The organism is Paraburkholderia monticola (genome assembly GCF_001580545.1).
Lineage (GTDB): Bacteria > Pseudomonadota > Gammaproteobacteria > Burkholderiales > Burkholderiaceae > Paraburkholderia > Paraburkholderia monticola.
In genome coordinates, this window is the sequence record NZ_LRBG01000012.1 from 134,557 (window position 1) to 160,234 (window position 25,678).

A 25,678-nucleotide genomic window follows, 5' to 3' on the forward strand; every position below is an offset into this window, starting at 1 on the left:
GAAAAGTGAAATTCTCGATGAAAACTGAAATCCGCGCGGACGATCTCCCGACGATCGAGCATGCGATGAAGTCGGTGGATCCGGACGCGAAAATCGCAGTCGACGTCGGTACGCAAAGCGTCAGCGTCGACTCGTGGTTGATGCCCGAGGAGTTTCTCGTCGCGTTTCACGACGAAAACTATGACGTCGGTATCGCCGAGTGGTGACACGCGCGAGTCGCGTCGACTGTCATCGGAATCCCAAGGACTGGTTTCGACGATCGCGTCGCGGGTGGCCATCCGCACGCGTTTGCCCCGCGAGCGCGCTACGGTCAAGCAGGCAGGATCTGAGCGATGACGGCGATGACCACCGCGGCGTTGGCCGGCAACTGGCTATGCGAGAACGCCGTACGCGCGTGTCCCGCTTTCTCGCCGAGCACGGCGGCGAACAGATCGGAAGCGCCGTCGACCACGGCAGGCTGATCGTAGAACCCATCGGCACTGCTGACGTGCCCCTCGACACGAACGATGTGATGCAGGCGCTCGAAGCCACCGAGATGCCGCGAGATCTGCGCGAGCGTGTTGAGCGCGGCGAGTTGGGCAGCCTTGCGGCCCTGTTCGAGCGTCAAGCTCTCGCCGACACGCCCCGTATAGGCCATACGGCCCTCGGAAAGCGGCACCTGACCTGAAACGAACAGCAGGTTTCCGGCTTCGCTGACTGCCGTATAGCTGCCGAGGGGTTGCGGCGGAGTAGGCAGTTCGAGACCGAGTTCGGCGAGTTTCTGTGGGACGGACATGATGGGCTCCTTGAGCGTGATGTCCCGCGCGTGAATCACCTCGTGCGCGGAATGCGGCGTGTGCTTGATTCGGCCTGCCGGCCGTTCGAATCGATGGACCCGATGCAGCGCACTGTAGACGCATGCGCCGCCAATTCGAACACACACCGTGGACAAAGAGTCTTGCGTCGCGAGAACAAATCTCGTGGAACTGCCGATTGATTGGCGATCCGGAGCAATCGCCGCCGGTGGCTAAAGCCAGCGCCAGATGCCCGCGGGCCAACCGGTGAGCGGGATATGCGCCCAGGTCGCCACCAGCCAGACGACGATGCCACCCGCCAGCGCATGCATGCCGAACCCACCTAGCCGCGCACGGCCGGCGGCGATCGCTGCGAACGGCAAAAAGCTCGTCTTCGATTCCCATGCGGGCCAGAGATCGGGCTGCAGCCGCCGCTTCTTGCGGTCCTGCAACGCGGCACCGACAAGCGCGAGGACGATGATGGCTGTGGCAAGTACGATGTTCCGGGTGACCGGGAACACGGCGATATGGCACAGTCCCCAAAGCGCGAACGACCACATCATCGGATGACGCGTCACCGCGTAGACGCCGCGCGCCGCGTCGGGCAACGCAGCGGGCCGGCCGCCGGTGGGCAGCGCCGGGTTGCGGATCAGCGAGCCCATCAGAAGGATCGATGCGATCAGCATGAGCACCGTCACAAGCGCCCACAGCGCGTCGCCCGCCGGCCATAGCGGCGTGGAGACGGGCGTCCTGTCATAAGCCATGACCATCCAGCCGAATGTCAGTATCGCAATCAGCGAATAGACACCCATGGCGCCCCGTTCGCCGATTGCATGGACCATCCCGGCTCGCAGCGGATGGGACAGCAGAAAGTGGCTGCCGACAAAGGCGATTGCCGCCACGACGAGTGTGTCGATGCTTCCCATTGGCCCGGCTCCTCAAGTCAGAACATCGGTCGACTGCGTGCCCTGGAGAATACTCCTTCGTGCGTCACGACGAATGCAGCGATCGCTTCGCGGCATCAATTGCCGTGCGCTCGATCGGTTTGCGCCAATGCATCGACAAGGTGAGTTAAACACCTCATGTATTGGGTCAATAGGAAAGCGAAGGATCGCATTGTGTGAAGGTAAACCCGCTGAGCACATAGAGTTCGAGGTGGCTATGATAGTAATGTCCTATTTCACTGATGCTGACAATATGGTCGCTTCCGAAATTCGGGTCATCCTGGCTGATGACCACCCCATGATGCTGATCGGTATCGAACACGAGTTTGCAGATGTGAACTCGATCCGGCTGGTAGGAACAGCCCGAAACTCGACCGAACTGATCGCGCTTCTCACCAGTACGCAATGCGACGTTCTCGTCTCCGATTACGCAATGCCTGCGGGCGATTACGGCGATGGGATTGCTCTGTTTTCGCTGATAAAGCGCCGGTATCCTGGCATCAAGATCGTTGTGCTAACGATGCTGGACAACCCCGCAGTCATACGTGCGCTCGTGACGCAAGGTGTAACGTGCATCGTGAGCAAGTCCGACGCCGCTACCCATCTTATCCCCGCCGTGCATGCCGTCCATCACGGCGGCAAGTATTATTCGCCCACCATCAACGAGATCGTTCAGTCGATCGACTGGAACCGCCGTGGCAGGGGTTCTTCGGACGTACTGAGTCAGCGCGAATCTGAAGTTGTGCGTCTCTTTGCATCGGGTCTGACGGTAAACGAGATTGCCGAGCGGCTAAGTCGCAGCAAGAAAACCATCAGTACCCAGAAAATGAAAGCGATGGAAAAGCTCGGCATTGAGCGAGAAATCGACCTGTTCCGGTATGCACTGGATAACGGAATGGTGACTTCGTCGCAGAAGACATCGGACACGCCTCCTTCCACAGAATGAACACAGGAAGCGATCCTGGGCTTTCCGAAGACTTACAGATTCAGAACGCTCATCGAATGCCTGCGTATTCGCGGTCCTGCCATCCCCATTGTTGACCCGGACATAAATTGCTGACGGGCCTTCTTTGTGCAAAAGCCGAAGCGAGTTACCGGGTGGTAACTCGCTTCGGCCTCTCTGAAATATCCACTGTGTGCCCACGAGAGCAGTCTGGGGATCGTGAAGAAGCGGGAGAGGGCACACCTGCCCGTTCCCGCCAACCGCTTACCACTGATACGAGGCACCAATCCCGGCAGTCGTACCACCCTGGGACATCCCAACACCTGCTTTCACCTTGATGTTGTCGGTGATGCGAGCCGTGCCGCCCATTGCGATCGCCTGGTAACCGTTATAGGTCGCTGCTCCCATACCGAACGACAGTTTCTTGCCTTGATCGACTTCCGGAATCATGGTCAGCGCGGTGGCTGCGGCGATTCCCGAGTAGGCGTTCTTGGCGAGATTGTTGACCGCCTGGTTGGTCGCGTTGATACGCTGGTCGGTGTAGTTGTTGGCCTGCTGAACGCCCTGTGCGACCGAGCTGTTCATCTGACCGACATTGACTGCATCCGTGTTCGCCGTACCCGGCATCGCTGCATTCGCCACTGCACCATTGCCGCTGTTCGACGACGAAGCATTTGAGGCATTGAGGTCCTCGATGCCGGCCTGGACGTTGGACATCTGGGAACCGAGATCCGTCACCTGGCCGTTCAAACCCGTCACCTGGTCCTGCAGGGCCGACAACTGGCCGAAGTTCACCGCGTCGTACTGGCTCGTGCCGTTCGCCACGTTGGTCAGGATCACCGGAGCTGCGCTCTGGCTTCCGCCCAGCGTCACCGAACCGAAGTTCACCGAACCGTCGATGTTACGGTCATACTGCACCGCGCCCGACAGTTGCGTGCCGACATCGCCCACCTGGGTCTGGAGCTTCGTGATGTCCGTGGTGTTCGCCGTCACCCGGTCATCGAGGTTGGTGACCGCGTCGCCCACGCTATAGCTCGGCGCAGTAATCGCACCCGTAGCCGGGTTATAGGTCGAGCCTCCACCCAGCGCCGCGGCGGTGCTGGCACCAGTCAGATTGGACTTTGCTGCTTCCGACTGCAACTGGCTGACGTTCACCGCGTCCGTCGCAGCCGAACCGGCTGCCACGTTCGTCACACGACGTTCCTTGCCAGCCGAACCCACCGACACTTCGCCATTCGCCACCGACGCCGTGCCCGACAGGGGGCTCGAACCCGCGTTATAAGCCGCTGCGGCCAGGTTCGCCGTCGTGGTCGAGCCCGCGCCCAGCGCTACCGAATTAGCCGCTGACGCAGAGCTTTCCGAACCCAGCGCTACGGAATCGGCCCCTGCCACAAAGCTGTTAGCTCCGAGCGCGACGGAATTGACCGCACCCGCAAGGGCATACTGTCCCGCCGCAAGGGCACCGTCAGCTATTGCGAATGCCGTGCCCACTGCAACAGAATAATCACCTTGTGCAATCGAGTTACGGCCCAATGCAATCGAACTCTCCCCCTCCGCGGCACTGTGGTTGCCGATGGCTATCGCATACGCGTTGGTCGCAGAGCTGTCAGCGCCCAAGGCGGTAGCACCAATGGCGGTGGCCGAGGCGTTAGCACCGAAGGCCGCAGTGCCTTCGCCGGTGGCATGGGCACTATTACCGACAGCCGTGGCAGCCGAGATGGTTTCAGCAGTGGTGCCACTAGCGACCGCGCTCTGACCGATTGCAACGTCGTTGGCTGCAGTGGCGGTTGGGACTTTGGTGCCGGTGGCACCGCTCACACCGATCGAGATACCCGCGCCAGTTCCGTTGAAAGCGCCGGCCGCAAATACGTCGCCAGATGCTGCCACAGCGATCGAAACCAGCGCAGTCGCCACAACTGCAGAAACCTTTGCCTTGCTACGCTTGCCTCGCGCAACCGTGTTTTCGGAGGCCGCTACCCACGAGCCAAGAGCTTCATTCCAGACGCTGACGTATGACTTGTTCATGACATCGTTCCTTTTAAGGTTTTGAGAAGCGTAGTTCTGCGAATTATCTAGAGATCGACGTTGCCATTTTTCGCTGCTCGATATCAGGCGCAAAAGCAGAGGCGATAACGTTTCCGCAAGCTCATGGCCGCAGTAAGAACCGGCGAGATTCCGCCTGGTCAATCGAGGCCTGGCCTTTGGCAAATCTCTTTAACTGGGTTCAGTTTATATTTTTGAGATGGGCCAAAAATAGGCCGGGTCCGAATCCGCGTCGGCGGGAATTTGGGCCCCTGCAGCGCTTGAGATGGGCGGTACTGCCTGTTATTGCGGAAAGCGTGGCAACGCCTGCAATGCGACGGGGCGACAGATAGTAGAAGTCCGTATGACTCCCGTTCGGCAAGGCTGGCAGCCGCGCGGTTATGAGCGGGGGCTAGCATGGCTGCCAGAGCCGCATTGGGTGGAGACAGAGCCGCCACTCGGCGGTCAGTTTTCGGACGCGGACTATGGAAGCCCACAGCATCCTGTACGTATGACTGGATGTCCGCAAGGATTCGATCCTGGTTGCATACGCGATCGGCGTGGGCGACGTGGAACGGTGGCGATCTCAAGCAGACACGTTGCCGGTTGAAATCGTTGCTGCTCTCGCATGGCGTGGATTACCTCGGCCGGCCTGCGTGAAGGCCACTTGTGGCCCCAGGGACGTGGAGCCGCTCCACTCGCGAACCGGGCGCCTTTATCTGGGACATCGATCCATGAGGAATGGCCATGGCAACACCAGACCAGCAGATACCAGGGCAGGCGCGAACCGCAACGGCTACGCGTCACAGGCCAACCGATCGACGTCAAACACGCAACGAGTCGGAATCGCCGTATTATTCCGAAAGCACGGATTCCAGCCGGCATGAACGCGTGCTTCACGCGCCCAACGGCGATTCACGCGTTGATGAGCCGGGCAGGCAGAACCGCGATCAGCGGATGCCCATCAAGGGGACGCGAGCGCTTGCAACTGGCCTGTAGCAGGTCTTGCAGCCAGGGCAGAACGGACGATTACACTTGTCTCAGTGAGAGGTCGGGACAGCCAGAACGGATACCGCGAGAGAAAGGCGAGAACAACCTTACGATGCTGAAAGTCCCTCTCTTTTTTCGCTGGATGCAAGGCAATCATGCCATCGCAGATCGGAAAATCTGATAAGCACGGCGGTGCGCTCCGGGCGCCCACAGGCCAGCCAGGAGATCACGAGCCCGGTGTTCTGAGTCGCCATCAGCGCACGTTTTTCTACAGCGCTGGCATTGCGATTTCGTTGATTATCGCGCTGCTTACCGGCGTGATGCTGTACTCGATGGTCAACGACTACATCGAGCATCGCTATACCGACTTCGCCGTTCGGAGGACGCGCCTTCAACAGGAGATCCTCGAAGTCGAAACGCTGCTACGGACCTTCGTCCGGCACACGGAAGAGAGCTGGGATGCGAATCCCGCCGCGCCAGACGGGCTCGTCGACAGGTTTTTCGCGCAACATGGACGTATCGTTCTGCAACTGAGGCGGGGGGCCGACTCGGTGCTGGTATTGGGCGATATTACGCAACCGCCGCCTGACCCGGAAGTTGACCGGTTTCTGGCGCTTGGCATCGAGTTGAATCCCCGCGTTAGCGCCTTCGCCAAGGTGCAGCCGATTGGTGCCTCAGGCTATGTCTATACGCCTGATCGCCGCTTCATTGCCATCTTTCCGGTCCCAGGCGTTGACGACTCGCTCAAATCGAATGGCGTGAAAAATGTCGATGAACTCGTGCGCCGCATCGCGCCCGACATTGGCGATCTGTCAGACCCGGCCGTTGCGGCCAGATGGTTTGCCAACCGTGATCCAGTGTGGTTCCCGCCGGCAGCGCATCCGTTCGGCCGGGAAGCCGCGGTCAGAGTGGTGATGCCCGCGTTTTCGAAGGGAAGGCCATTTATCGTTGTCGTTCGCGACGTTCCCGTGAGTGTGCTGCGCGAAGAGCTTGCCTCGACACGCCATGACGAAGCCTCGATGATCGTCGACCCAGCAGGCAAGGTGATCCTCCTCGACACCGGCCCGACGGGCGGCACCCGCGGGCTGACGGACCGGATTCTCAGCGTGGAACAACAGACCCCGCAATCCACGCGAGTGACTCGGCAATATCTGAGAGGTCTCTTCATTGCAAGTGGTCCAGTGACGAGCGGGGGCTGGAAGCTCGTCTACGGCTTTACCTGGCGCACGATGCTGGTCGACCTTTGGCCAGGTCTGCTGGGCTACTCGGCGGCGATGTTGCTGGTGACGGCGTTCTTGTGGACACTCCTGCTCCTGCTCGATCACAGGATATTCACCCCAGGCTATGTGCGCTCGCAGCGGGTGTTCGAAAGCGAGAACCTGAATCGCACCATGGTGGCCGCGGCGCCTTCTGGATTTGCACTGCTTTCGTTCGAGCGCGGTGACGTGCTGTTGCAGAACGACTTGATGCGCAGCTACGAATCGAATACGCATCCCGATGACCCGAGGTTGCACGCGCGCCTGCTCAGTCTCTATGACCGCAGCGCCGGCGCACCCGCGTGGCAGTCCGATCTGGAGATGTCGCTCAGGCTTGCCGACGGCCGCGTCGACGATCTGCTCGTGAGTATGGTGCGGACCAGGTATCGAGGACAAGACGTGCTGCTTTGCAGTTTCTCAGACGTGACGACGCTGAAGAACACCGAGCGCAAGCTCGACGAGGCGCGTGCGGCAGCGGACGCCGCCAACGAGGCGAAATCGGCGTTCCTCGCGATGATGAGCCACGAAATACGGACCCCGCTCAATGCCATTCTCGGCAATCTCGAGTTGCTCGGACGCTCGGCGCTGTCATCGTCGCAGCAGGAGCGGGTAGGGGTGGTTACGTCGTCGTCCACCGCGCTGCTCGGGATCATCAACGACCTTCTCGATTTTTCGAAGGTCGAGTCCGGGCAGATGACGCTCGAGTCGATCAGCTTCGATCTCGGGGATGTCATTCGCCAGGTGGCCGCGATGTTCGAACCGGTCGCCCACGCCAAAGGACTCGAATTCGACTGCATGATCGACGATGCGCTCGCGCCGCATTATCTGGGTGACCCAACCAGAATCCGGCAGATCGCGATCAACCTGGTCAGTAACGCGATCAAATTCACTGCCACCGGCGAGGTCCTGCTCGAGGTCTATCTCAAGGACGACACGGCCGACGATTCGCCGATCGTGATAGGTGTGAGCGACACCGGTATCGGCATGACGCCCCAGCAGCAGGAGACGCTATTTCACGCATTTACCCAGGCTGATTCCTCGATTGCGCGGCGCTATGGCGGAACAGGGCTCGGACTCGCGCTCTGTCTCCGACTGACCGAACTGATGCATGGCACGATCCTGGTGAAGAGTGAGTTGAATGAAGGCAGCACCTTCGTCGTAACGTTGCCCATTCCGGCGAGTGCGGGCACACCGGCCAGCGCTTCAGGAGCGGGCAAAACCGAATGGGAGTCCGCCGGGATCGACGCACACGCCGTTCATATTCTCGTGGTCGACGATCAGCTTGCAAACCGGGAGTTGATCGTCGCGCAACTCGCCACGCTAGGTTTTGAGGCCGATATGGCCGATAGCGGTGGCGCAGCGTTGCGGCGCTTCAACGAGCGCCACTACGATCTCGTGTTGACGGACATCAATATGCCGGGGATGGACGGTTACGCGCTCGCGCGGTGCCTGCGCGATCAACGCGCGACGGTGCCGATCATCGCCATTACTGCGCAGGTGGCGGCAGAAGAGCGTGCGCGATGCACGCGAGCCGGAATCGACGAGGTGCTGCTCAAGCCCGTTCTGCTCGGCACGATGGATGCGACGGTACGGCGGTTGGTCACCGAGGCTAGCAAGCGCCCCGCAATCGACACCGCAGCGAAGCTCGACATCTCGCAAGGGCCATTGCCCGAGCCCATCCATCATGCGATCAGCCAGGGGCTGAAGGAATCGCTCGAGGCGCTGTATGCCGCCATTGAACTGGGCGATCTAAAAGCGGTTCTTGCCCATCTCCACGCGCTGCGCGGCTCGTTCGCGATGATTCAGGAAACCGAAGTGGCGAATGCGTGTGCACAGATGGAGCAGCAAGCCAGAAACGACGACGTTCGTGGCGTCAAGGATGGCCTCGGTCGTCTCGAGCCGCTCGCCTATGCGACGCTCGCGCGGCGCGTGATGCATGCAGCGTCATAGTCATCAGCTTTAGCCCTCGGTCGAATCCGCGGGCTCCTGCCGCGAGCCGACATATCGCCCGATATCGACATCGTCCAGTTGTTCGGCAGCCATGAACCGCTCGGCATAGGTCCGGTATGCGCCGGACGTCAGAAACAGTTCGAACACATCCGGATCGATCTGTCCTTGCTGTTTCATCGAGGCCATGATCTGCACCGTTTCGGACAGCGTCTTCGCTTTCCTGTACGGGCGATCCTTCGCGGTCAAGGCTTCGAACACGTCGGCCACGGCCAGCATGCGGGCAAGGGTGCTCATTTCCTGTTTTCTCAATCGTCTCGGATAACCCGTACCGTCCATGGTCTCGTGGTGATTGCCGGCAATCTCCGGTACGGGGCGCAGATACTTGGGAAAGCTCAGGCGCGACAGCATGATCTGGGTTTGGACGATGTGATCCTCGATCTTGTAGCGTTCCTCCCTGCTCAAGGTGCCTCGTCCGACACACAGGTTGTAGAGCTCTCCACGGTTGTAAAGCAGGTCGGGCTCGTCGCGCAGGAAGCCCCAGGGGTTGTCGGGCTGTATCCGGTCCGATGGGCACCTTTCGATGCAGTGTTCCGGCTTGTCCGCGAGCAGTGACTCGAGCGCTGGCAACCCCGCCGGCGCGGTGCGCTGTTTGCGCGCGAACTCCTCCTGCGAGATACCGATGCGGTCATCGAGTGTGCGCAGCCAGGTCCGCGACGCAATCGATTTCAGTCGATCGAGATGCGTCTGCTCCATGGACTCGGCGCCGCGGTTGCATGCCGCGACGAAGGCAAACTCGTCGTCGAGTTGCCGGAGTTCGGCGTCGCGCTTCGCTGTCGCAGTCGCTTCATCTTCGCCAGCAAGCCTTTCGTGCAGGCATCGAATTTCGGCGTCCCGTTTGAGCACCTCGAAGCGCATGCGGATCTCGTGGATACGGTCGGACAGTGTTTCGAGCTTGGTGCCCTTGTCGATGATGTACTCGGGGGTCGTCACCTTGCCGCAGTCATGCAACCACGCCGCGACGTGCAGCACTTCCCAGTCGGACGCACTCATCGCGAAGTCGGCGAAAGGCCCATTGCGCGCCTCGCAACCGGCCTGGGCAATCAGTTTCACCACTTCGGGCACTCGCGTGCAGTGCCCGCCCGTGTGCGGACTCTTGGCATCGATCGCACCGGCAATCATTCGAATGAACGCGTCGAAGAGTTCGCGCTGTGTCTTCAGCAACTCCCGTAGCTCGATGGAATTGCCGAGCAGTCCAGCCAGCGCACTGATAAAGCCCTGCTCGGGGCCCTCGAAAGGCGTGCCACGTAGCAACAGCATCACGGCGACGAGCTCGCGCTCCCGATTGATCAGCGGGACGATCACGACATGGGATGCGTTGTCCGAGACCAGCGGACGGAGTTTCTCCGGCAACACCGCGGAATCCGCCAGCGCACGCGAAAAAACCACGCCATCTGTAATGGCCCGACGCACAGCCGGCGGCGCAGCACCCAGGGGGATATCCTGTAACGCGGATGTGACGTCCCCCGTATCGCCGCTCCAGCCGTACACCGGATCCATCGTCTCGTCACGCATGAAGTAGAGCGCACCGGCCGGGCTGCCGACTATCTCCATGATCCGCTTCATCAGTATCGGCAGCAGACGGTCCAGATCCGGTGCGGAGGCGACCTCGCGCATGATGTCGAGAAACCTTCGGATAGCCAACCGCATCTCGTCCATCGCACGCGACAGACCATTCACCTCGGCGACTCGCGAGCGGATGACGAAAGTCTCATCGAACTCCAGCTTGCGGATGGCCCCGGCCTGACCGGCCAGAACCTGAAGGGGACGGGAGATGGCGCGAGCGAAGAGCCACGTGACCGGAATCGCGGCCAGCAGGACGAGGATCGTCAGCCCGAGTGCCGCCTCCGCCTGTCGGGTCGCCCCCGTCAGCAGTTCGTCCTCGGGTATGGCCAATACCAGGAAATATGGCTTGCCGCCACCGGTTGCGAGGCGTTCGACCCACGTGTACCAGTCCCGGCCGTCGATCCTTGCAACCTCGTGCATTTGCGTTGCGGCGCCGAGCGTAGCGGCTCGCGACGCCAGATCCGTGAGAATGGGTATGCCGAACTCGCTGGCCGGTCGTAGCAGTGCGCTGCCTTGTGCGACGTGCGCACCCGAGCGCCCGCCGATGGCCGAGCCGGAGGCCAGCAAGTGGCCGTTGGCGTCGAGCAGGGCGATCAGCGTGTGTTCCGTGCGTCTCATGCGAGAAAGCATCTGTCCCAGCATGTCCAACCGGATGTCCCCGCCTACGACAGCCGTCTTGTTGCTGCCGGGAATCGCGAGCGTCGCGCCTGCGCCCTTGTCCGTAAAGAAAACGTACGGCGCGGTCCGGATGAGGCCGCCCGCCGAGGCAGCCTCGATGTACCAGGGGCGTGTTCTGGGATCGTATTGCATCGCGAAGGACGCCGCGTCCGTTGTCTGGATCGGCGTCAATGCTGCGTCCAGATAGATGTTTCGTCCTTCCGGGCCTTGCGCGCCCCGGATCACGCTTTGCACCAGATAGGCCGCGCTCTGCGGTGCGCTGAACATCGCCCGAACTGCGTCATCCTGGAGACGCCTCACATAGAAGAAGTCTCCGCTCGCGTAGCCCACGTACAGCGACTGCAATACCGGTGTGGCGTCCAGCGCGTCGCGCAGCAGCGCAAGGCGCGTCATTCTCGCATCGAGCGTCTGGGCATCCGCCAGGCTGCTGTGGCTGATCAGCGTGACGGCCATTTCTGCCGGCGCGACATATCCTTGAACGTCTTCCAGCATTTCGCGGCCGATACGCCGGGCGGAATCGCTAGCTGCGGACTGAAGCGTATCCCTCGTGATCAGGTAGCCAGCACCTGCGATCGAGCCCCCCACGACCAGAAGCAGAAACGCGAACACGAACCAGATCAGGAAATGAAGCGGGAAGACTCGGGGTCCATTCATTTCTACCTCCGTGACGAGGTGAGCACGCTTCCCGCCGAGCGCGCCAGCCCGGGGTGGCCGGCCGCTTCATGGCAGTGACCTATTCATAATATTGATTCCGGCGGTGGATGGCGATGCCTATTCTTTTTCGAGGACGTCGGTTGCTCGTTCACATCGCGGCAGCTAGTCATCTTCCGGCGGTAGCGGCGCACACCCCGCCCATTTGTCCGCCCGACCGTACTCCACCGCTTCGCGAAGCATTTCGTTTTCGGCGATCGTCCTGCCGAGCAATCGTTGCAGTTTGCGGACCTGCCTGAGCGCATCGGTCAGTGCCGATGCCGGCACGACACGCTGCCCGGACTCTGACGGCGACAGACTGCCGTCCCTATAGCGCTTACGCCAACGGAACAGCTGACTCGAACTCACGCCGTGCCGACGCGCAACCGTCGCGACCGATTGCCCCGGAGCGAAACTCTCCCGCACGATCGCCAGCCGCTGCTGCGCCGACCAGCGCCTGCGGCGCCGCGTGCCTGTCAATGCGTCCATAGTTTCCCGTGTCGATCAGGCGTAAGCACTCATCTCGCAAGCCCAAGCATGTCGCGCGCTTCACGGGCGGACGCCAGTTCCCCGCCCAGCGACGTGACGATTTCGCGGGCTCGCGACACCAGCACCGCATTGCTCTCGGCAAGCACACCCTTCGACAGGTAGATGTTGTCCTCGAGGCCGACGCGTATGTGTCCGCCCGCGAGCCACGATTGCGCAACGACCGGAAACTCGGCGCGCCCGATTCCGAACGCCGCCCACGTCGCACCCGGCGGCAGCAGATTGCGCGCATAGAGAAGCGTTTCGGGCGAGGCCGCGAAGCCGTACTTCACGCCGAGCACGAAGGTCCACAAGCCGGGGCCGTCGAGCACGCCCGATTCGATCAGATGACGCGCGAGATGGACGTCGCCCGAATCGAAGATCTCGAGTTCGGGCTTCACGCCTGCTTCGCGGATCACCGCCGCCATGCGCGTCACTGATTTCGGCGTATTGATGACCACGTCATTGCCGGAGTTCATCGTGTTCAGGTCGAGGCTGCAAATGTCCGGCCGCAGCGCGAGGATGTGCTCGACGCGGCGCTCGGGCGCCATCAGCGTGGTACCGGCGGCGGCGAGCTTCGGCTCGTGATCGTCCGGAATGAAGCGGCCGCCGGGCCCGGTGGTCAGGTTGATGATCAACTCGGCATCCACCGCCCGGATGCGCTCCATCACCTCGCGATACAGCGCGAGATCCATCGACGGCCGGCCGGTCCGCGGATCGCGCACGTGAATGTGAACGACCGCCGCGCCGGCCTGGGCCGCGTCGAGGCAGGCGCTCGCGATCTGCTGGGGCGTGATGGGCAGTCCCGGATGCTGTTCCGGCTTCGTGAGGTTGCCGGTGACCGCGCAGGTAAGAATCGTTTTATTCGATTGCATATCGGTTCAGAAGGGAAGGGAATACGACGACGATGAGCCGCGGCGAATGCCGGGGCCGACGGAAACTTCGCGCGGGCGGCGGGGACGCCTACGCCTACACGCCCAAATAGGTCTGCAAACGATTGATGTCCTGCCGCAAAGCCGTCGAATCGCCCTGCCAGGCAACGCGCCCTTTGTCGACGATGTAGTGATGGTCGCCAAGCGTCAGCATCGGCGCGAGGTTCTTGTCGATGCACAGGATCGACAGGCCGCCCGTTTTCAACTGGGCCAGACACTGCCAGATTTCGCTGCGAATCAATGGCGCGAGACCTTCGGTCGCTTCGTCGAGGATCAGCAGTTTGGGATTGGTCATCAGCGCGCGGCCGATCGCGACCATCTGCTGTTCGCCGCCCGACAGATTGCTGGTGAGGTGCTTCTCGCGCTCCTTCAGACGCGGAAACAGCGCGTAGACACGCGGCAGCGTCCAGGGCTCGCCCGCGCCGCGGCGATTGACCGCCGTCGCAAGCAGATTCTCGCGCACGGTCAGTCGCGGAAACACCTGGCGGCCTTCGGGCACGAGGCCGAGCCCCGCCTTCGCAATCCGATGCGACGGCAGCGCGTGCACGGCGTTGCCGTCGAACCGGATGGCGCCGCTCGCGCAACGCACGAGCCCGGTGATCGCCTTGACGGTGGTCGATTTGCCCATGCCGTTGCGCCCCAGCAGCGTGACGAATGCGCCCGGCTCGATGTCGAGCGACATGCCGAATAGCGCCTGACTCGCGCCATAGAACGCATTCACGTTGGATAAGGACAGCAGCGGATTCATCGCGCGGCTCCGGTCGTTTCGTTGCAGCGCTCGTCGCCGAGATAGGCGTCGCGCACCTCGGCGTTGGCGCGGATGGCGTCGGCCGTTCCGCAGGCGAGCGCGCGGCCGTTGACGAGCACCGTGATGCGATCGGCCAGCGCGAACACGGCGTCCATGTCGTGCTCGACCAGCACGATCGCGTGCTCGCCCTTCAGATCGGCGAGCAGTTCGGTCATCTGCGCCGATTCCGCCTGACTCATGCCCGCCATCGGTTCATCGAGCAGCAGCAGTCGAGGCTGGCCCGCCAGCGCCATCGCCAGTTCCAGTTGCCGGTGTTCGCCATGCGCGAGCGCCGCGGCCTCCACGTGCATCCGACCCGCGAGTCCCACCCGCGCGAGCAGCGCCTTCGCGGGTTCGCGCAGCGCGGCGTCGCTGGCGGCCGCGCGCCAGAAGCGAAAGCTGTGTCCCTGCAGCGACTGGCAGGCGAGTGCCACGTTCTCGAGCGCCGTGAACTCGGGGAAGACCGACGTGATCTGGTACGAGCGCGCCAGCCCGGCGTGCACGCGCTGCTCGATCGACATCGACGTGATGTCGAAACCGTCGAGATGAATCGTGCCTTCGTCGGCCTCCAGTTCGCCGGCGAGCAGCCCGATCAGCGTGCTCTTGCCGGCGCCGTTCGGGCCGATGATCGCGTGCAGTTCGCCCGCCTGCACCTCGACGCAGAAATGATCGGTGGCGCAGAGACCGCCATACCGTTTGACCAGCCGGTCGACGCGCAACAGACTCATGCCTTGCTCTCCACTTGAAGCGCACGGCGCGCGCGCCGCACTTCCAGATCGCCCAGCAGCCCGTAGAGCCCGCGGCGCGACAACAGCACGGTGACGACGATCAGCGGTCCGAACACGATCATCCAGTGTTCGGTGTAGCCCTTGAGCAGTTCTTCGAGCAGCAGCATCGCCGCGCTGCCGATCACTGGCCCGACGAGCGAGCCCAGCCCGCCCAGCACGACCATCGCGATCAGGTCGCCCGAGGCCGTCCACGCCATGTTGGCCGGCGAAGCGAAGTGGGTCAGGTTGGCATTCAGCATGCCGGCCACGCCGCACACCATCGCGCTGATCACATAGGCGGCCAGCTTGTAGCGCAGCGTTGCGAAACCGAGCGCGCGCATGCGCCGGTCGTTCTGACGGCTGCCGCGCAGCACCATGCCGAAGCGCGCGTTCACCATGCGAGCGCCGGCCCACAGGCACACGCACAGCACCGCGAAGGCGACGTAGTAGAGGACGTTGGGGTTGTCGAGCGTCACGCCGCCGAAATGGCTGCCCGAGGCGATCGGCAGGCCTTCGTCGCCGCCGAACCGCTTCAGGCTCACCGCGAGGAAATAGAACATCTGCGCGAAGGCGAGCGTGATCATGATGAACGCGACCCCCGACGTGCGCAGCGAAATCAGGCCCGTGACGAGACCCACCGCAGCGCACAGCGCCAACGTGACGGCCAGATGGGCGAAGCCGTTGTCGATGCCGACATAGCCCATGATGCCGACCACATACGCGCCGAGCCCGAGGAACAGCGCGTGGCCGAAACTCACCATGCCGCCATAGCCGATCAGCAGATCGAGCGAGACGGCCGCGATCGCGAAGATGACGATGCGACCGAACAGCGTCAGATAGAACGGTTGCTGCGTCAGCCACGCGTACAGCGGAACGAGCGCCAATGCCGCGAGCAACAGCGCGGGCACGAACGTGCGAAGGGAAAACTTCATAGGTGCCATCACCCGTGCCGGACCGGAAACAGACCTTGCGGGCGAATCGCCAGCACGGCCGCCATCATCAGATAGATCAGCATCGACGCGAGCGCGGGGCCGGCGGTGTCGGCCGTGCTCCGTTCGAGGAGGCCGCGCAGTAACGCCGGCAGCAACGTGCGGCCGACGGTATCGACGACGCCGACGATCAACGCGGCCAGAAACGCGCCGCGCACCGAGCCGATACCGCCAATCACGATCACCACCATCGTCAGGATCAGGATCGGCTCGCCCATGCCGGGCTGCACCGACAGCAGCGGGCCGGCCATCAGCCCGGCGATACCGGCGAGCACTGCGCCGAGCCCGAACAGCAGCGCGTTCAGCAACACGATGTTCACGCCGAGCGCGCCGACCGTGGCGCGATGCGTCGAGCCCGCGCGAATCCGCATGCCGAAGCGCGTCTTGTGGATCAGCAGATAGCAGCCCGCCGCCACCGCGAGGCCCACCACGATGATCGCGAAGCGGTAGGCCGGATACGTGATGCCGAATAGCTCGACGGTGCCCGAGAGCGCGTCCGGCACTTCCATGTAGTACGGCGACGCGCCCCAGATCATGCGCGCCAGTTCGTTGAAGAACAGGATCAGGCCGAACGTGGCGAGCACCTGATCGAGGTGATCGCGCTCGTAGAGCTTTCTGAACACGACGAATTCGACGACGAGCCCGAGCAACAGCATCGCTGGAATGAGCAGCAACGCCGCGAGCGCGAACGAGCCGGTGTGGTTATAGATGGTCGCCGCGATGAACGCGCCCATCATGTAAAGCGAGCCGTGCGCGAGATTCACGAAGTTCATGATGCCGAACACGAGCGTGAGGCCGGCCGCCATCAGGAACAACAGCACGCCCAGTTGCAGGCCGTTCAGGCACTGCATGATGAAGAGTGCAGGTGTCATGCTGCCCTTGTCAGGTAGGTTGTCGGGGTAGCGGCGCAAAATCGCGCGCGCTCCGTCGAAAGAACGGGCCGCCGGCGGAGCGTTCCCCGCCGGCGGACGACATTACCCTGCGGGCCGGATGTTCTGGTTACGGTTGAAGAAGTTCTCCGGGTCGTAGGACGCCTTGATGCTCTGCATGCGCCGGTACTTTTTGTCGCCGAAGGCCGCGCGGATATCGTCTTCGGTGGTGTCGGAGGCCATGTAGTTGGTATAGGCGCCGCCGGCGTTGAACGGCGCCAGCGCCGCCGCGAAGCGTTTGACCCAGTCGTGGTTGGCTTCGTCGTCGGCCACGTCCTTCCATTCCCCGACGATCATCGCGTTGTACGGCGCATGGCGGAAATTGATCGCCGCGCTGTCCGGGTCGATGCGGCTGATCTGGCCGGCGAGCCGTTCGATCACGATCTTGCCGAGCGGCGACGGGCTGGTTTCGACGAAATGAACCACGGCTTCGACCACTTCGTCATGCATCCCGTTCAGCGTCTGCGTCTTCCAGTAGTGCCGGTCGTCCCACGGCGCCTTCGGGTCGAGCAGGCGCTGGGCCTGGCAGTAGGGCAGCTCGACCGCCATGTCGGCGATCGGCGTGCCGCACGCGCGAATCCGCTTGAGCGTCGGCTCGGCCGCGGCCATGTCGCCCATGAAGCGCACCATGATGCCCAACTGCGTGCGACCCTCCTTGTTGCGGCCGAAATTGAATTCGGTCGCGCAGGCGTCGGGCAGCTCCGGCGCGATCCGCCGGAAATTGGCGATCACCTTCACGGCTTCGTCGAACGAGAAGTAGATCGGCCCGGTGACCGTCTGCGTGCCGACCGCGTGCACGTTGAATTCGAACGAGGTGACGATACCGAAATTGCTCGCGCCGCCATGCAACGCCCAGAACAGATCCGGCTCGCGGTTTGCGTCGGCGGTCACGATGCTGCCGTCGGCCAGCACGACTTCGGCGGAGCGCAGGTTATCGCAGGCGAGGCCGAACAGACCGCGCAGCGCGCCGATCCCGCCGCCCAGCGTCAGACCCGCCACACCGGTCGACGACACCACGCCGCCGGGGCTCGCAAGGCCATGCAACTGGGTCGCCGCGTCGTACACGCCCCACGTCGTGCCCGGACCGCAGCGGGTGCGCCGAAGTGTCGGATCGACCTGCACGTCGCGCATATTGCGCATATCGAGCACGATGCCGTCCTGACACAGCGCGAAGCCGAACGCGTTGTGACCGCCGCCGCGCACCGACAGCGGTACGCCAACCGCACGCGCGGCCCGGATCGCGGCCACCACGTCCTGGGTGCTCTCGCACAGGATCACGCCGAGCGGCACCGGATGCGCGGGCGCGGCCGAAAAGCCGTACAGGCGCGTTGCCTCGCGAAACGCCGGGCTGCCCGCCAGGTGCAGTGGGCGGCGAGTGATCTGTTCGATTTCCTTGACAACACTGCTGTTCATTTTTATTCCTCGAAGCAACGCGTCCGTGGACGCAATTCAGAAATTGGCGGGTGATTCAGACATCGCCGGCGCGAGCCGGCCTCAGTTGCGCGGCGGCCCGAAATCGGGCTCGCCCAGTGCCGGCGTGCTCAGCAGATAAATGCCCGTGTTGCCGAAAGCCCAGATGAGCTTGCGGTCCCATTCGATGAACACGTTCTCCATCGGCGTCGCGTAGGAGTGGGTGTCGGCGAAGTCGCCGGTCATGCGCGGCACGAAGTACGCGGCAATGCTCGCGTGCGCCGGATCGCGAATGTCGAACACCTGGATGCCGGCATTCATGAACGGATAAATCGCGACGCCGGGATGCGCGCGGCCGGGCTGAAAGTAGTAGCCGGGACGCTTCGGGCCGAACTTGCCCCGCCGCAGCACGAAGTCGGTGTACGGCGCATCGGCGGGCGGGGTGGGGCGCGGCAGCACGCCGACGATGGCCGGGTGCGCCGGGTCCTTCACGTCGATCACGAAGATGTCCTTGTACGGCTCGTAGCCGTCCTCGTTCATCGGATAGCCGTTGACCAGCACGATCCCGAGGTCGCCGGCGCGCGACGCATCGACGTTGTCGCCCTCCACGCCGCCGACGTTCAGCGGTAGATCGAGACTGCCGACGGTCACCGGATTGGCCGGGTCCGCGAGGTCGATGACGTGAAAGCCGAGCCCGCCCATCACCGTGTAACCGTACCGGCCGCCCTGTTCGAGCGGCGGGTCGACGGCGATCGGCATGCGCGCGCCGAGCCACGAGGTGCGATTGCCGTGCTGGCGCAGCGCGCGGTAGGCGGCGTCCTCGCCGAGACGCTGGCCCGGCACCCACCACGCCGAGACGAGGCGGGGATTGCACGGATCTTCGAGGTCGTAGATCAGCTGACCCGGCGAATAGACGTAGTTCGGATATTCCTGGTTGACGAAGGTGTTGTCCGGCGCCGCGGCGATGAACGCGTAGCGGCCGCCGTGATAGGTCGGCACGTCGAGCGCGCCGGAGCCCTGTTGCACGCGAGCGTGCGGATGCAGCGCGTCGGTGCTGACTTCCGCCAGCAGATGCCACTCGGTCGGGCTCGTCAACTCGAAGACGCGAAAGCCGCGAAACATCGGCTTGGCCATCAGCTCGGCCACCCGGCCGGGTTCGGCGTATTTGCCGCCGTCGCCCATGACGTTCAGGCCGCGCGGCACTTCGGCCGACTGCAGCATGATCCACTTGCCGAGCTTCGCGTTGAAGGCGATCGTCGACGCGCCGAACGATTCGCCGGGCGCAAACGTCCGCTCCACCAGCACCTTCAGCTCGCGCGGATCGGTGATGTCGTAGATGTTCAGGCGCGTCTTGAAGTAGTTGTACATATAGCGCCGGCCACCCCAGTCGACGATCTGCTGCCAGCAGACCGACGGACTCACGACGATCGGCCAGTGTGCCTGCACGGTCATGTTGTGGCGGTACTCGCGATCCTCGAGGTAGTCGAGACTCCCCGCGACCGGGCGCGCATGAGGGTGGAACGGCGAGGCCTCGGGGTGAACGAATTGTCCCGTCGCCGCGTCGATGCCGTAGCTCGACGGGGATACGTGCGACGGTTCGTTGACGCCTCGAACGTGGGCCGGTTCAGACATGGTGCTGCCTCCTCCATAAAGCTTGTCGATCTCCAGCGCGGGCCGCGCGCTGGCACATCACGGTACGGAACGGCGATTAGTTTTTGCAACCGATTGCATTATCGATAGCGGATTTATTACTGTCAAATAGTTTTCTCGACAAGCGCGGCGGAACGGGGCAAACGCTGCATAAAGCCAACCTGCCGCCACCGGGCATCCGCTCGCGAACGCCCCTGTCCATGCGGAAATGCCTTGCTGCATGCGGGTTTCTTCGGGGTTTTCCCGCAGTTGTCGCGTGATTGGCAGCGGGCCGCTAGAACCCGCCCTGGCAACAAGTGCTTGACGTCGACTTTCTTGCTCGCTAGGATGCAATCGATTGCACGAATATTGCGGAGATGAAGATGGCAGCGCATGGTTTGATTAGCGACGAACGTTCCTTGACCGAAGCGGTCATCAAGGCCTTCGAAGACACCGAAGACGAGCGTCTGAAGACGCTGATGGCGGCCTTGGTGAGGCATGCGCACGCATTCGTGCGCGAGGTGAACCTGACCGAACGGGAGCTCGAAGTCGCGCTCGACTTTCTGGTCGGCATCGGCCGGGCCACCCACGACAGTCACAATGAAGCGGTGCTCGCCGCGGACGTGCTGGGCATTTCGACGCTGGTGTCGTTGCGCTGCAATCCGGCCGCGCAAGGTCAGACGGCGGCGGCCTTGCTGGGGCCGTTCTGGCGCGCCGAGGCTCCGATATGCGAGCCCGGCGAGAACATTGCGCGCGCGCCCATCGACGCCGCGCCGCTATTCGTGGCCGGCCGCGTCATCGATGCCGACGGACAGCCGGTCGCCGGCGCGGTAGTCGACGTCTGGCAGGCCTCGCCGCATGGTCTCTACGAGAACCAGGACGAGATGCAGCCCGACATGAACCTGCGCGGCCGTTTCATCACCGACGCAGCGGGCCGTTACCGGTTCCGCACCGTGCGTCCGCGCGGCTACCCGGTGCCCACGCATGGGCCGGTGGGCGATCTGCTCGCGCGGCAGCGGCGCCATCCGTACCGGCCGGCGCATCTCCATTTCATGCTGTCCTGCGAAGGCAGAAAGACGCTGGTCACGCAGATTTTCGCGGACGACGCGGAGTACCTCGATAGCGACGTGGTGTTCGGCGCAACGCAAAGCACCGTAGGCCAGCTGGTCCATCATGCGGCCGACGCGGACCTGCCGGCGCGCTACACGCTCGACTACGACTTCGTGCTGCAACCCGGCACGCGCACCTTTCCCAAACCGCCCATCAAATGAGCATCGCAATCCGATGAATACGTCCACCCACGCACCCAATCCCGCCGCTCCTCTCGATGGCCAGGTGGCCGTCGTGCTCGGCGGCAACGGCGGCATCGGCCTCGCCGCCGCACGGCATCTCGCGGCCTCCGGCGCGACGATCGCGCTCGTGACGTTCCGGCATGACTCGAGCGCCGAAGCCGCGTTGCAAAGCTTGCCGGGGCAAGGTCACAAGATCTTCCAGGCGGACCTCACCGACAGCGCTTCGCTGGTCCGGCTCGCCGCCGACGTCGCGAGCACATGGCAACGCGCCGACATCCTCGTGAACGCGGCGGGCAAGACCTACGCGGTGCCGCACGCCGACCTCGACGGTCTCAGCGACGCGATGATCGACGAGATCTTCGCGATCAACTATCGCGGCGCGTTCGCCGCGGTGCGCGCATTCGCGCCGCTGCTGCGCGAAGGCGAGGGCGGTCTCGTGGTGAATGTTTCGTCGATCGCGGCGACCACCGGTGTGGGCAGCAACATCGCCTATTGCTCGGCGAAGGCCGCGCTCGACACCATGACCCGCGCGCTCGGCCGCGCACTCGCGCCGCATATTCGCGTGCTGGGCGTGAGTCCCGGCGTCGTCGACACGGGCTTCGTGCCGGGACGCAGCGCCGACTTCAACGAACAGGTCGGCGCACGCACGCCGCTCGGGCGCATCGGCAGCCCCGACGACGTCGCCGCCGCGATCGAGGCGTGCGCGACACGGCTGCGCTTCTCGACCGGGGTGACCATCGTGGTCGACGGTGGCCGGCAGTTGTAATTGCCGATGCGGCCCGCGACCAGCGCACCGCACGAATATTCTTTGAAGGAAAACGCTGCATGAAGGCATTGAAACTTTACCAGGCCGTGGACGCGGTCGACGCCCTGCAACTCGAACTGACCGAAAGCGCGCCACCGGCGCTCGGCGCCGGCCAGATGTTGATCGAAGTGCATAGCGCCGCGGTCAATCCGAGCGACGTGAAGGCTGCGTTGGGCCTGATGCCGCAGGCGGTATGGCCGCGCGTGCCGGGCCGCGACTATGCCGGCACCGTGCTCGAGGGGCCGACCGCGTGGCTCGGCAAAGAGGTGTGGGGCAGCGGCGGCGAGTTGGGCATCCGGCGCGACGGCAGCCACGGCAGGTATCTGGTGGTCGACGCCGCGGGCGTGCGCGAGAAGCCCGCCGCGGTGCCGCTGCTCGCCGCCGGCGGAATCGGCGTGCCGTTCGTGACGGCGTATGAAGGCCTGAGTCGCGCGCGCTTCACGGAAGGCAAAAAGAGCGTGCTCGTACTCGGCGCCAACGGCAAGGTCGGACAGGCCGCGATTCAACTCGCGACCGCGCAGGGATTGCAGGCGATCGCCGTCACGCGCAACGGCGAACCCTATCAGGGCCACGCGAACGCTGCAGTCGAAACGATCGACGCCAGCACCACGCCGGTGGCCGAGCGGGTACGCGAATGCACGGACGGACGCGGCGTCGACATCGTGTTGAACACGGTCGGCAGCCCCTATTTCGAGGCGGGCAACGCGTCGATGGCGAAAGGCGCGACGCAGGTGTTCATCTCCACGCTCGCGCGCAGCGTGCCGTTCGACATCTTCACCTTCTACCGCGGACAGCACACGTACGTGGGCATCGATACGCTCGCGCTCGATCACGTCGAATGCGCATCGATCTTCGATGCGCTGGCCGACGGCTTCGCGGGCGAGGTATTGCGGCCGTTCCCGGTCAAGCCCGAGTTCGTCTATACGCTTGCGCAGGCGCACCACGCCTATCGGGAAGTCGCGGCGGGCGCGCGCGAACGGGTGCTGTTGACGCCATGAAAGTGACGCGGTACACCGATATGCCGTCGTACGAAGCGGCGCATCACGACGGCATGCACTGTCGCCGCGTGCAGGGGCATGATGTGTCGCCCGCGCAACTGGGCTGGCAGGGGCTGTCCTGGTTGTTGCCCGGTGGGCGCACCTCGCTCGCCGCCTCGACGGTGGAGAAGCTGTATCTGGTGCTCGCCGGAGAGGTGACGATCGGCGACGGTCGCGAAGAAGCCGTGCTGCGCCCGTACGACAGCTGTTATCTGGCGCCCGGCGAGGCGCGGCAGTTACGCAACGACAGCGCGCTGCCCGCCGCGATCCTGCTGACGATGCCTTACGAACCCAAGCCTGCGCGCGGCGCGTAATGCGGCCATGAAGCTGCGGCCGTGAAGCTGCGGCCGTGAAGCTGCTGCCACGAAGCGCGACGACGCGAACCCGATGACGATAACGCAACGAGTCTTTACCTGGAGATGACTGTGGCCATGAGTATGCGAACGACCTGTATCAAGCTGGTGCTGCTCGGTGCCGCATTGGCGGCCGCCAATGCGAGCGCGCAAGTGAAGATCGGTTTTCTTGGAACCCTCTCGGGCCCCGGTGGCGCGCTCGGTCAGGATCAGTACGACGCCTTCATGCTGGCGGTCGCGCAAAAGGACAACAAGCTCGGCGGCGTGCCCGTGCAACTGGTCAAGGCCGACGACCAGCTGAGTCCCGACGTCGCGGTGCAGGCCGCCCGCAAGCTGGTCGAGGAAGACAAGGTTTCGATCATCACCGGCATGACGTACGGCAACGTGATGATGGCGGTCGCCAAGCCGATCACCTCGGCCGGCGTCGTGCTGCTCAGTTCGAACGCGAGCCCCGCGCCGCTCGCCGGCAACGGCTGCGCGCCGCTGCTGTTTTCGGTTTCCTCCGGCACGATGAACCAGATCAACGAGTCGGGCGGCCAGCTCACCCAGGACCTCGGCTACAAGCGCGTGTACGTGATGGCGCCGAACTACCAGGCCGGGCGCGACGCGGTCGACGGATTCAAGCGCACGTATAAGCAACAGCCGGTCGACGAGGTCTATACGCCGCTCAACCAGCTCGATTTTTCCGCTGAAATCGCGCAGTTGCAGGCCGCCAATCCCGACGCGGTCTATGTGTTCTATCCGGGCGGGCAGGCGGTCAACTTCGTGAAGCAGTATCGCCAGGCCGGGCTGCTCGGCAAGCTGCCGTTGATCTCCGTGGCCACGGTCGACGGCACGACGCTGCCCGCGCTTCACGAGACGGCGGTCGGCGCGATTACCGCCTCGGCGTACTCGCCCGATCTCGACAATCCGCAGAACCGGCAGTTCGTCGCCGCGTTCAAGGCGAAGTACGGCCGCCTGCCGTCGATGTACGCGGCCGCCTCGTACGACGCCGCGCAATTGCTCGACGCCGCGCTGCGCAAGGTCGGCGGCAACGTCACCGACAAGAACGCGTTGCGCGCGGCGCTCAGGACGGCGGATTTCAAGTCGGTGCGCGGCAATTTCAGGTTCGATACCAACCAGTTCGGCCTGGTCGATTTTTATCGCGTCGACGTCGTCAAGGGGAGCGCCGGAGCCGAACTGGCCACCCGCTCGAAAATCAAGGTCGACTATCGCGATCACCTGGTCGACCAGTGCGCGATGAAGTAAGCAGCCGATGGGACCGCACCAACGCGCGGCTCCGGATGGCAAATGGCAAATTGAATTTACTTTTCTCAAGCGAGTCGCGATTCATGAATCGGAAAACCCTCCACGTGATTGCCTTGTCGGGCAGCCTGCGCAAAGCCTCGACCAATACCGCGCTGTTGCGCGCCGCCCAGCAGCTCGCCCCGCAGGGCATGGTGCTGGAGATCGTCGAGCTCGGCGATCTGCCGTTCTATAACGAAGACGTCGAGCGGGCCGGCATGCCCGCCGCGGTGGCCGCGCTGAGCGACAAGGTTCGTCGCGCCGACGCCGTGCTGCTCGCCACGCCCGAATATAATTTTTCGTTCTCGGGCGTGCTGAAAAATGCGCTGGACTGGCTCTCCCGTCCGACCAGCGCATCGCCGCTCGCGGGCAAGCCGGCGGGGATCGTCGGTGCCGGCGCGGGGTTCGGCACGGCGCGCGCGCAGGCGCATCTGCGCCAGGTCTGCCAGGCCCTCGACATGCTGACGCTCAACAAGCCCGAGGTGCTGGTCACGCAAACCTGGACGCGCTTCGACGCCCAGGGACAGCTGACCGACGCGCCGACGCGCGAGGTGCTGAGCGGTTTCATGAACCGCTTCGGCGAATGGATCGAACGCCACGCACAAGCCAATCAACTCAAGGAGGTCGAGGCATGACGCATCAACGCAGCTACATCAAGCGCGACAACGCACAGGCACGCGCCTACTCGCCGGCGGTCATCACGCAAGGCGGGCGCATCGTGTGGCTGGCCGGTCAAACCGTGGTGGCCGATCGCGAAGGCCGCTCGCTCGCCGGCAATTTCGAAGGCCAGGTGCGCGAGATATTCGCGCTGATCGGCGGCACGCTCGAGCAGGCCGGCGGCACGCTCGCGAGCCTCGTCACGATGACGGTCTCAATCACCGACGCACGCTTCGGCGACACCTTCACGCAACTGCGCAAGGAGATCTTCGGCGATAACTTTCCGGCCAGCGCGCTGATTACGGTGGCGGGTCTCGCGAGACCTGAAATGCTGGTGGAAGTGCAGGGTATCGCGGTCGTCGATTGAGCGTCTGCGCGCCGTATGCCGGGCACTTGCGCGCGGCGGCATACGG

The 25,678-nt window shown here is 63.6% G+C and carries 21 protein-coding genes and 1 pseudogene; 10 read left to right on the plus strand and 12 right to left on the minus strand.

Annotation, left to right across the window (positions count from 1 at the left end):
- The first annotated feature begins 5 nt into the window (after positions 1 to 5).
- Entirely contained in the window at positions 6 to 206 is a 201-nt protein-coding gene (locus CI15_RS15305; RefSeq protein WP_062129178.1) for a hypothetical protein, read from the plus strand.
- Positions 207 to 310: 104 nt separating this feature from the next.
- Here CI15_RS15305 and CI15_RS15310 read toward each other — a convergent pair whose 3' ends face one another.
- Together CI15_RS15310 and CI15_RS15315 are read right to left on the minus strand one after the other, a co-directional pair.
- Positions 311 to 775: a RidA family protein gene (locus CI15_RS15310; RefSeq protein ID WP_062129362.1), complete on the minus strand. Its 465-nt coding sequence runs from the start codon at positions 773 to 775 to the stop codon at positions 311 to 313.
- Between the two features lie 231 nt (positions 776 to 1,006).
- The gene (locus CI15_RS15315) at positions 1,007 to 1,699 is read right to left on the minus strand and encodes an NnrU family protein (protein WP_062129179.1); all 693 of its coding nucleotides are present in this window, start codon (positions 1,697 to 1,699) and stop codon (positions 1,007 to 1,009) included.
- A 244-nt stretch (positions 1,700 to 1,943) separates the two neighbouring features.
- On the opposite strand from CI15_RS15315, the gene CI15_RS15320 reads away from it, so the two are divergent.
- Entirely contained in the window at positions 1,944 to 2,663 is a 720-nt protein-coding gene (locus CI15_RS15320; RefSeq protein WP_062129363.1) for a response regulator, read from the plus strand.
- Positions 2,664 to 2,924: 261 nt separating this feature from the next.
- On the opposite strand, the gene CI15_RS35345 is transcribed toward CI15_RS15320, so the two are convergent.
- Positions 2,925 to 4,685 carry a YadA family autotransporter adhesin gene (locus CI15_RS35345; RefSeq protein ID WP_075643704.1) on the minus strand — a complete coding sequence of 587 codons (1,761 nt, stop codon included), beginning with the start codon at positions 4,683 to 4,685 and terminating at the stop codon, positions 2,925 to 2,927.
- A 1,142-nt stretch (positions 4,686 to 5,827) separates the two neighbouring features.
- On the opposite strand from CI15_RS35345, the gene CI15_RS15330 reads away from it, so the two are divergent.
- Positions 5,828 to 8,878 carry an ATP-binding protein gene (locus CI15_RS15330; RefSeq protein ID WP_153041116.1) on the plus strand — a complete coding sequence of 1,017 codons (3,051 nt, stop codon included), beginning with the start codon at positions 5,828 to 5,830 and terminating at the stop codon, positions 8,876 to 8,878.
- Between the two features lie 9 nt (positions 8,879 to 8,887).
- Here the strand turns inward: CI15_RS15330 and CI15_RS15335 are convergent, their stop codons facing one another.
- The 9 genes and pseudogenes from CI15_RS15335 to CI15_RS15375 all read right to left on the minus strand — a co-directional run bounded on the left by CI15_RS15335 (position 8,888) and on the right by CI15_RS15375 (position 19,840).
- Complete coding sequence (locus tag CI15_RS15335; protein WP_062129181.1) at positions 8,888 to 11,833, minus strand: HD domain-containing phosphohydrolase; 2,946 nt, start codon at positions 11,831 to 11,833, stop codon at positions 8,888 to 8,890.
- A gap of 201 nt (positions 11,834 to 12,034) precedes the next feature.
- Positions 12,035 to 12,358, minus strand: a pseudogene (locus CI15_RS15340) (transposase); the annotation flags it as partial.
- A 29-nt stretch (positions 12,359 to 12,387) separates the two neighbouring features.
- Complete coding sequence (locus CI15_RS15345; RefSeq protein ID WP_062129183.1) at positions 12,388 to 13,269, minus strand: beta-keto acid cleavage family enzyme; 882 nt, start codon at positions 13,267 to 13,269, stop codon at positions 12,388 to 12,390.
- Positions 13,270 to 13,363: 94 nt separating this feature from the next.
- The gene (locus CI15_RS15350; protein WP_062129184.1) at positions 13,364 to 14,074 is read right to left on the minus strand and encodes an ABC transporter ATP-binding protein; all 711 of its coding nucleotides are present in this window, start codon (positions 14,072 to 14,074) and stop codon (positions 13,364 to 13,366) included.
- Positions 14,071 to 14,841, minus strand: coding sequence for an ABC transporter ATP-binding protein (locus CI15_RS15355; protein ID WP_062129185.1), 771 nt, complete (start codon positions 14,839 to 14,841; stop codon positions 14,071 to 14,073). Before CI15_RS15355 ends, CI15_RS15350 begins: the two co-directional genes overlap by 4 nt.
- Positions 14,838 to 15,812, minus strand: coding sequence for a branched-chain amino acid ABC transporter permease (locus CI15_RS15360; protein WP_062129186.1), 975 nt, complete (start codon positions 15,810 to 15,812; stop codon positions 14,838 to 14,840). The genes CI15_RS15355 and CI15_RS15360 overlap by 4 nt, the downstream gene beginning before the upstream one ends.
- Positions 15,813 to 15,820: 8 nt before the next feature.
- A complete protein-coding gene (locus CI15_RS15365; protein WP_062129365.1) occupies positions 15,821 to 16,741 on the minus strand; it encodes a branched-chain amino acid ABC transporter permease in 921 nt (306 codons plus the stop codon).
- Positions 16,742 to 16,843: 102 nt separating this feature from the next.
- Positions 16,844 to 18,211: an FAD-binding oxidoreductase gene (locus CI15_RS15370; RefSeq protein ID WP_062129187.1), complete on the minus strand. Its 1,368-nt coding sequence runs from the start codon at positions 18,209 to 18,211 to the stop codon at positions 16,844 to 16,846.
- Positions 18,212 to 18,292: 81 nt separating this feature from the next.
- Positions 18,293 to 19,840 (minus strand): LVIVD repeat-containing protein, encoded by a 1,548-nt coding sequence (locus tag CI15_RS15375; protein ID WP_062129188.1) that lies wholly within the window; start codon positions 19,838 to 19,840, stop codon positions 18,293 to 18,295.
- A 380-nt stretch (positions 19,841 to 20,220) separates the two neighbouring features.
- Between CI15_RS15375 and CI15_RS15380 the strand changes: the two genes are divergently transcribed.
- The 7 genes from CI15_RS15380 to CI15_RS15410 all read left to right on the plus strand — a co-directional run bounded on the left by CI15_RS15380 (position 20,221) and on the right by CI15_RS15410 (position 25,632).
- Complete coding sequence (locus CI15_RS15380) at positions 20,221 to 21,108, plus strand: dioxygenase family protein (protein WP_062129366.1); 888 nt, start codon at positions 20,221 to 20,223, stop codon at positions 21,106 to 21,108.
- Between the two features lie 13 nt (positions 21,109 to 21,121).
- Positions 21,122 to 21,895 (plus strand): SDR family NAD(P)-dependent oxidoreductase, encoded by a 774-nt coding sequence (locus CI15_RS15385; RefSeq protein ID WP_062129189.1) that lies wholly within the window; start codon positions 21,122 to 21,124, stop codon positions 21,893 to 21,895.
- A 59-nt stretch (positions 21,896 to 21,954) separates the two neighbouring features.
- The gene (locus CI15_RS15390) at positions 21,955 to 22,932 is read left to right on the plus strand and encodes a quinone oxidoreductase family protein (protein ID WP_062129190.1); all 978 of its coding nucleotides are present in this window, start codon (positions 21,955 to 21,957) and stop codon (positions 22,930 to 22,932) included.
- Positions 22,929 to 23,285 carry a cupin domain-containing protein gene (locus CI15_RS15395; RefSeq protein ID WP_062129191.1) on the plus strand — a complete coding sequence of 119 codons (357 nt, stop codon included), beginning with the start codon at positions 22,929 to 22,931 and terminating at the stop codon, positions 23,283 to 23,285. The genes CI15_RS15390 and CI15_RS15395 overlap by 4 nt, the downstream gene beginning before the upstream one ends.
- Before the next feature lie 117 nt (positions 23,286 to 23,402).
- A complete protein-coding gene (locus CI15_RS15400; RefSeq protein WP_338152546.1) occupies positions 23,403 to 24,572 on the plus strand; it encodes an ABC transporter substrate-binding protein in 1,170 nt (389 codons plus the stop codon).
- Positions 24,557 to 25,243, plus strand: coding sequence for an NADPH-dependent FMN reductase (locus tag CI15_RS15405; protein ID WP_206597769.1), 687 nt, complete (start codon positions 24,557 to 24,559; stop codon positions 25,241 to 25,243). The genes CI15_RS15400 and CI15_RS15405 overlap by 16 nt, the downstream gene beginning before the upstream one ends.
- Positions 25,240 to 25,632, plus strand: a complete 393-nt coding sequence (locus CI15_RS15410; RefSeq protein WP_062129193.1) for a RidA family protein — start codon at positions 25,240 to 25,242, stop codon at positions 25,630 to 25,632. The genes CI15_RS15405 and CI15_RS15410 overlap by 4 nt, the downstream gene beginning before the upstream one ends.
- Positions 25,633 to 25,678 lie beyond the last annotated feature (46 nt).

Excerpts from the sequence above, each read along its gene's own strand:
- CI15_RS15335 (WP_062129181.1), bottom strand. The coding sequence starts at position 11,833 with ATGAATGGACCCCGAGTCTTCCCGCTTCATTTCCTGATCTGGTTCGTG.
- CI15_RS15395 (WP_062129191.1), top strand. The coding sequence starts at position 22,929 with ATGAAAGTGACGCGGTACACCGATATGCCGTCGTACGAAGCGGCGCAT.
- CI15_RS15320 (WP_062129363.1), top strand. The coding sequence starts at position 1,944 with ATGTCCTATTTCACTGATGCTGACAATATGGTCGCTTCCGAAATTCGG.
- CI15_RS15410 (WP_062129193.1), top strand. The coding sequence starts at position 25,240 with ATGACGCATCAACGCAGCTACATCAAGCGCGACAACGCACAGGCACGC.
- CI15_RS15330 (WP_153041116.1), top strand. The coding sequence starts at position 5,828 with ATGCCATCGCAGATCGGAAAATCTGATAAGCACGGCGGTGCGCTCCGG.
- CI15_RS15355 (WP_062129185.1), bottom strand. The coding sequence starts at position 14,841 with ATGAGTCTGTTGCGCGTCGACCGGCTGGTCAAACGGTATGGCGGTCTC.
- CI15_RS15390 (WP_062129190.1), top strand. The coding sequence starts at position 21,955 with ATGAAGGCATTGAAACTTTACCAGGCCGTGGACGCGGTCGACGCCCTG.
- CI15_RS15400 (WP_338152546.1), top strand. The coding sequence starts at position 23,403 with ATGAGTATGCGAACGACCTGTATCAAGCTGGTGCTGCTCGGTGCCGCA.
- CI15_RS15315 (WP_062129179.1), bottom strand. The coding sequence starts at position 1,699 with ATGGGAAGCATCGACACACTCGTCGTGGCGGCAATCGCCTTTGTCGGC.
- CI15_RS15350 (WP_062129184.1), bottom strand. The coding sequence starts at position 14,074 with ATGAATCCGCTGCTGTCCTTATCCAACGTGAATGCGTTCTATGGCGCG.
- CI15_RS15345 (WP_062129183.1), bottom strand. The coding sequence starts at position 13,269 with ATGCAATCGAATAAAACGATTCTTACCTGCGCGGTCACCGGCAACCTC.
- CI15_RS15360 (WP_062129186.1), bottom strand. The coding sequence starts at position 15,812 with ATGAAGTTTTCCCTTCGCACGTTCGTGCCCGCGCTGTTGCTCGCGGCA.
- CI15_RS15365 (WP_062129365.1), bottom strand. The coding sequence starts at position 16,741 with ATGACACCTGCACTCTTCATCATGCAGTGCCTGAACGGCCTGCAACTG.
- CI15_RS15375 (WP_062129188.1), bottom strand. The coding sequence starts at position 19,840 with ATGTCTGAACCGGCCCACGTTCGAGGCGTCAACGAACCGTCGCACGTA.
- CI15_RS15380 (WP_062129366.1), top strand. The coding sequence starts at position 20,221 with ATGGCAGCGCATGGTTTGATTAGCGACGAACGTTCCTTGACCGAAGCG.
- CI15_RS35345 (WP_075643704.1), bottom strand. The coding sequence starts at position 4,685 with ATGAACAAGTCATACGTCAGCGTCTGGAATGAAGCTCTTGGCTCGTGG.
- CI15_RS15310 (WP_062129362.1), bottom strand. The coding sequence starts at position 775 with ATGTCCGTCCCACAGAAACTCGCCGAACTCGGTCTCGAACTGCCTACT.
- CI15_RS15370 (WP_062129187.1), bottom strand. The coding sequence starts at position 18,211 with ATGAACAGCAGTGTTGTCAAGGAAATCGAACAGATCACTCGCCGCCCA.
- CI15_RS15385 (WP_062129189.1), top strand. The coding sequence starts at position 21,122 with ATGAATACGTCCACCCACGCACCCAATCCCGCCGCTCCTCTCGATGGC.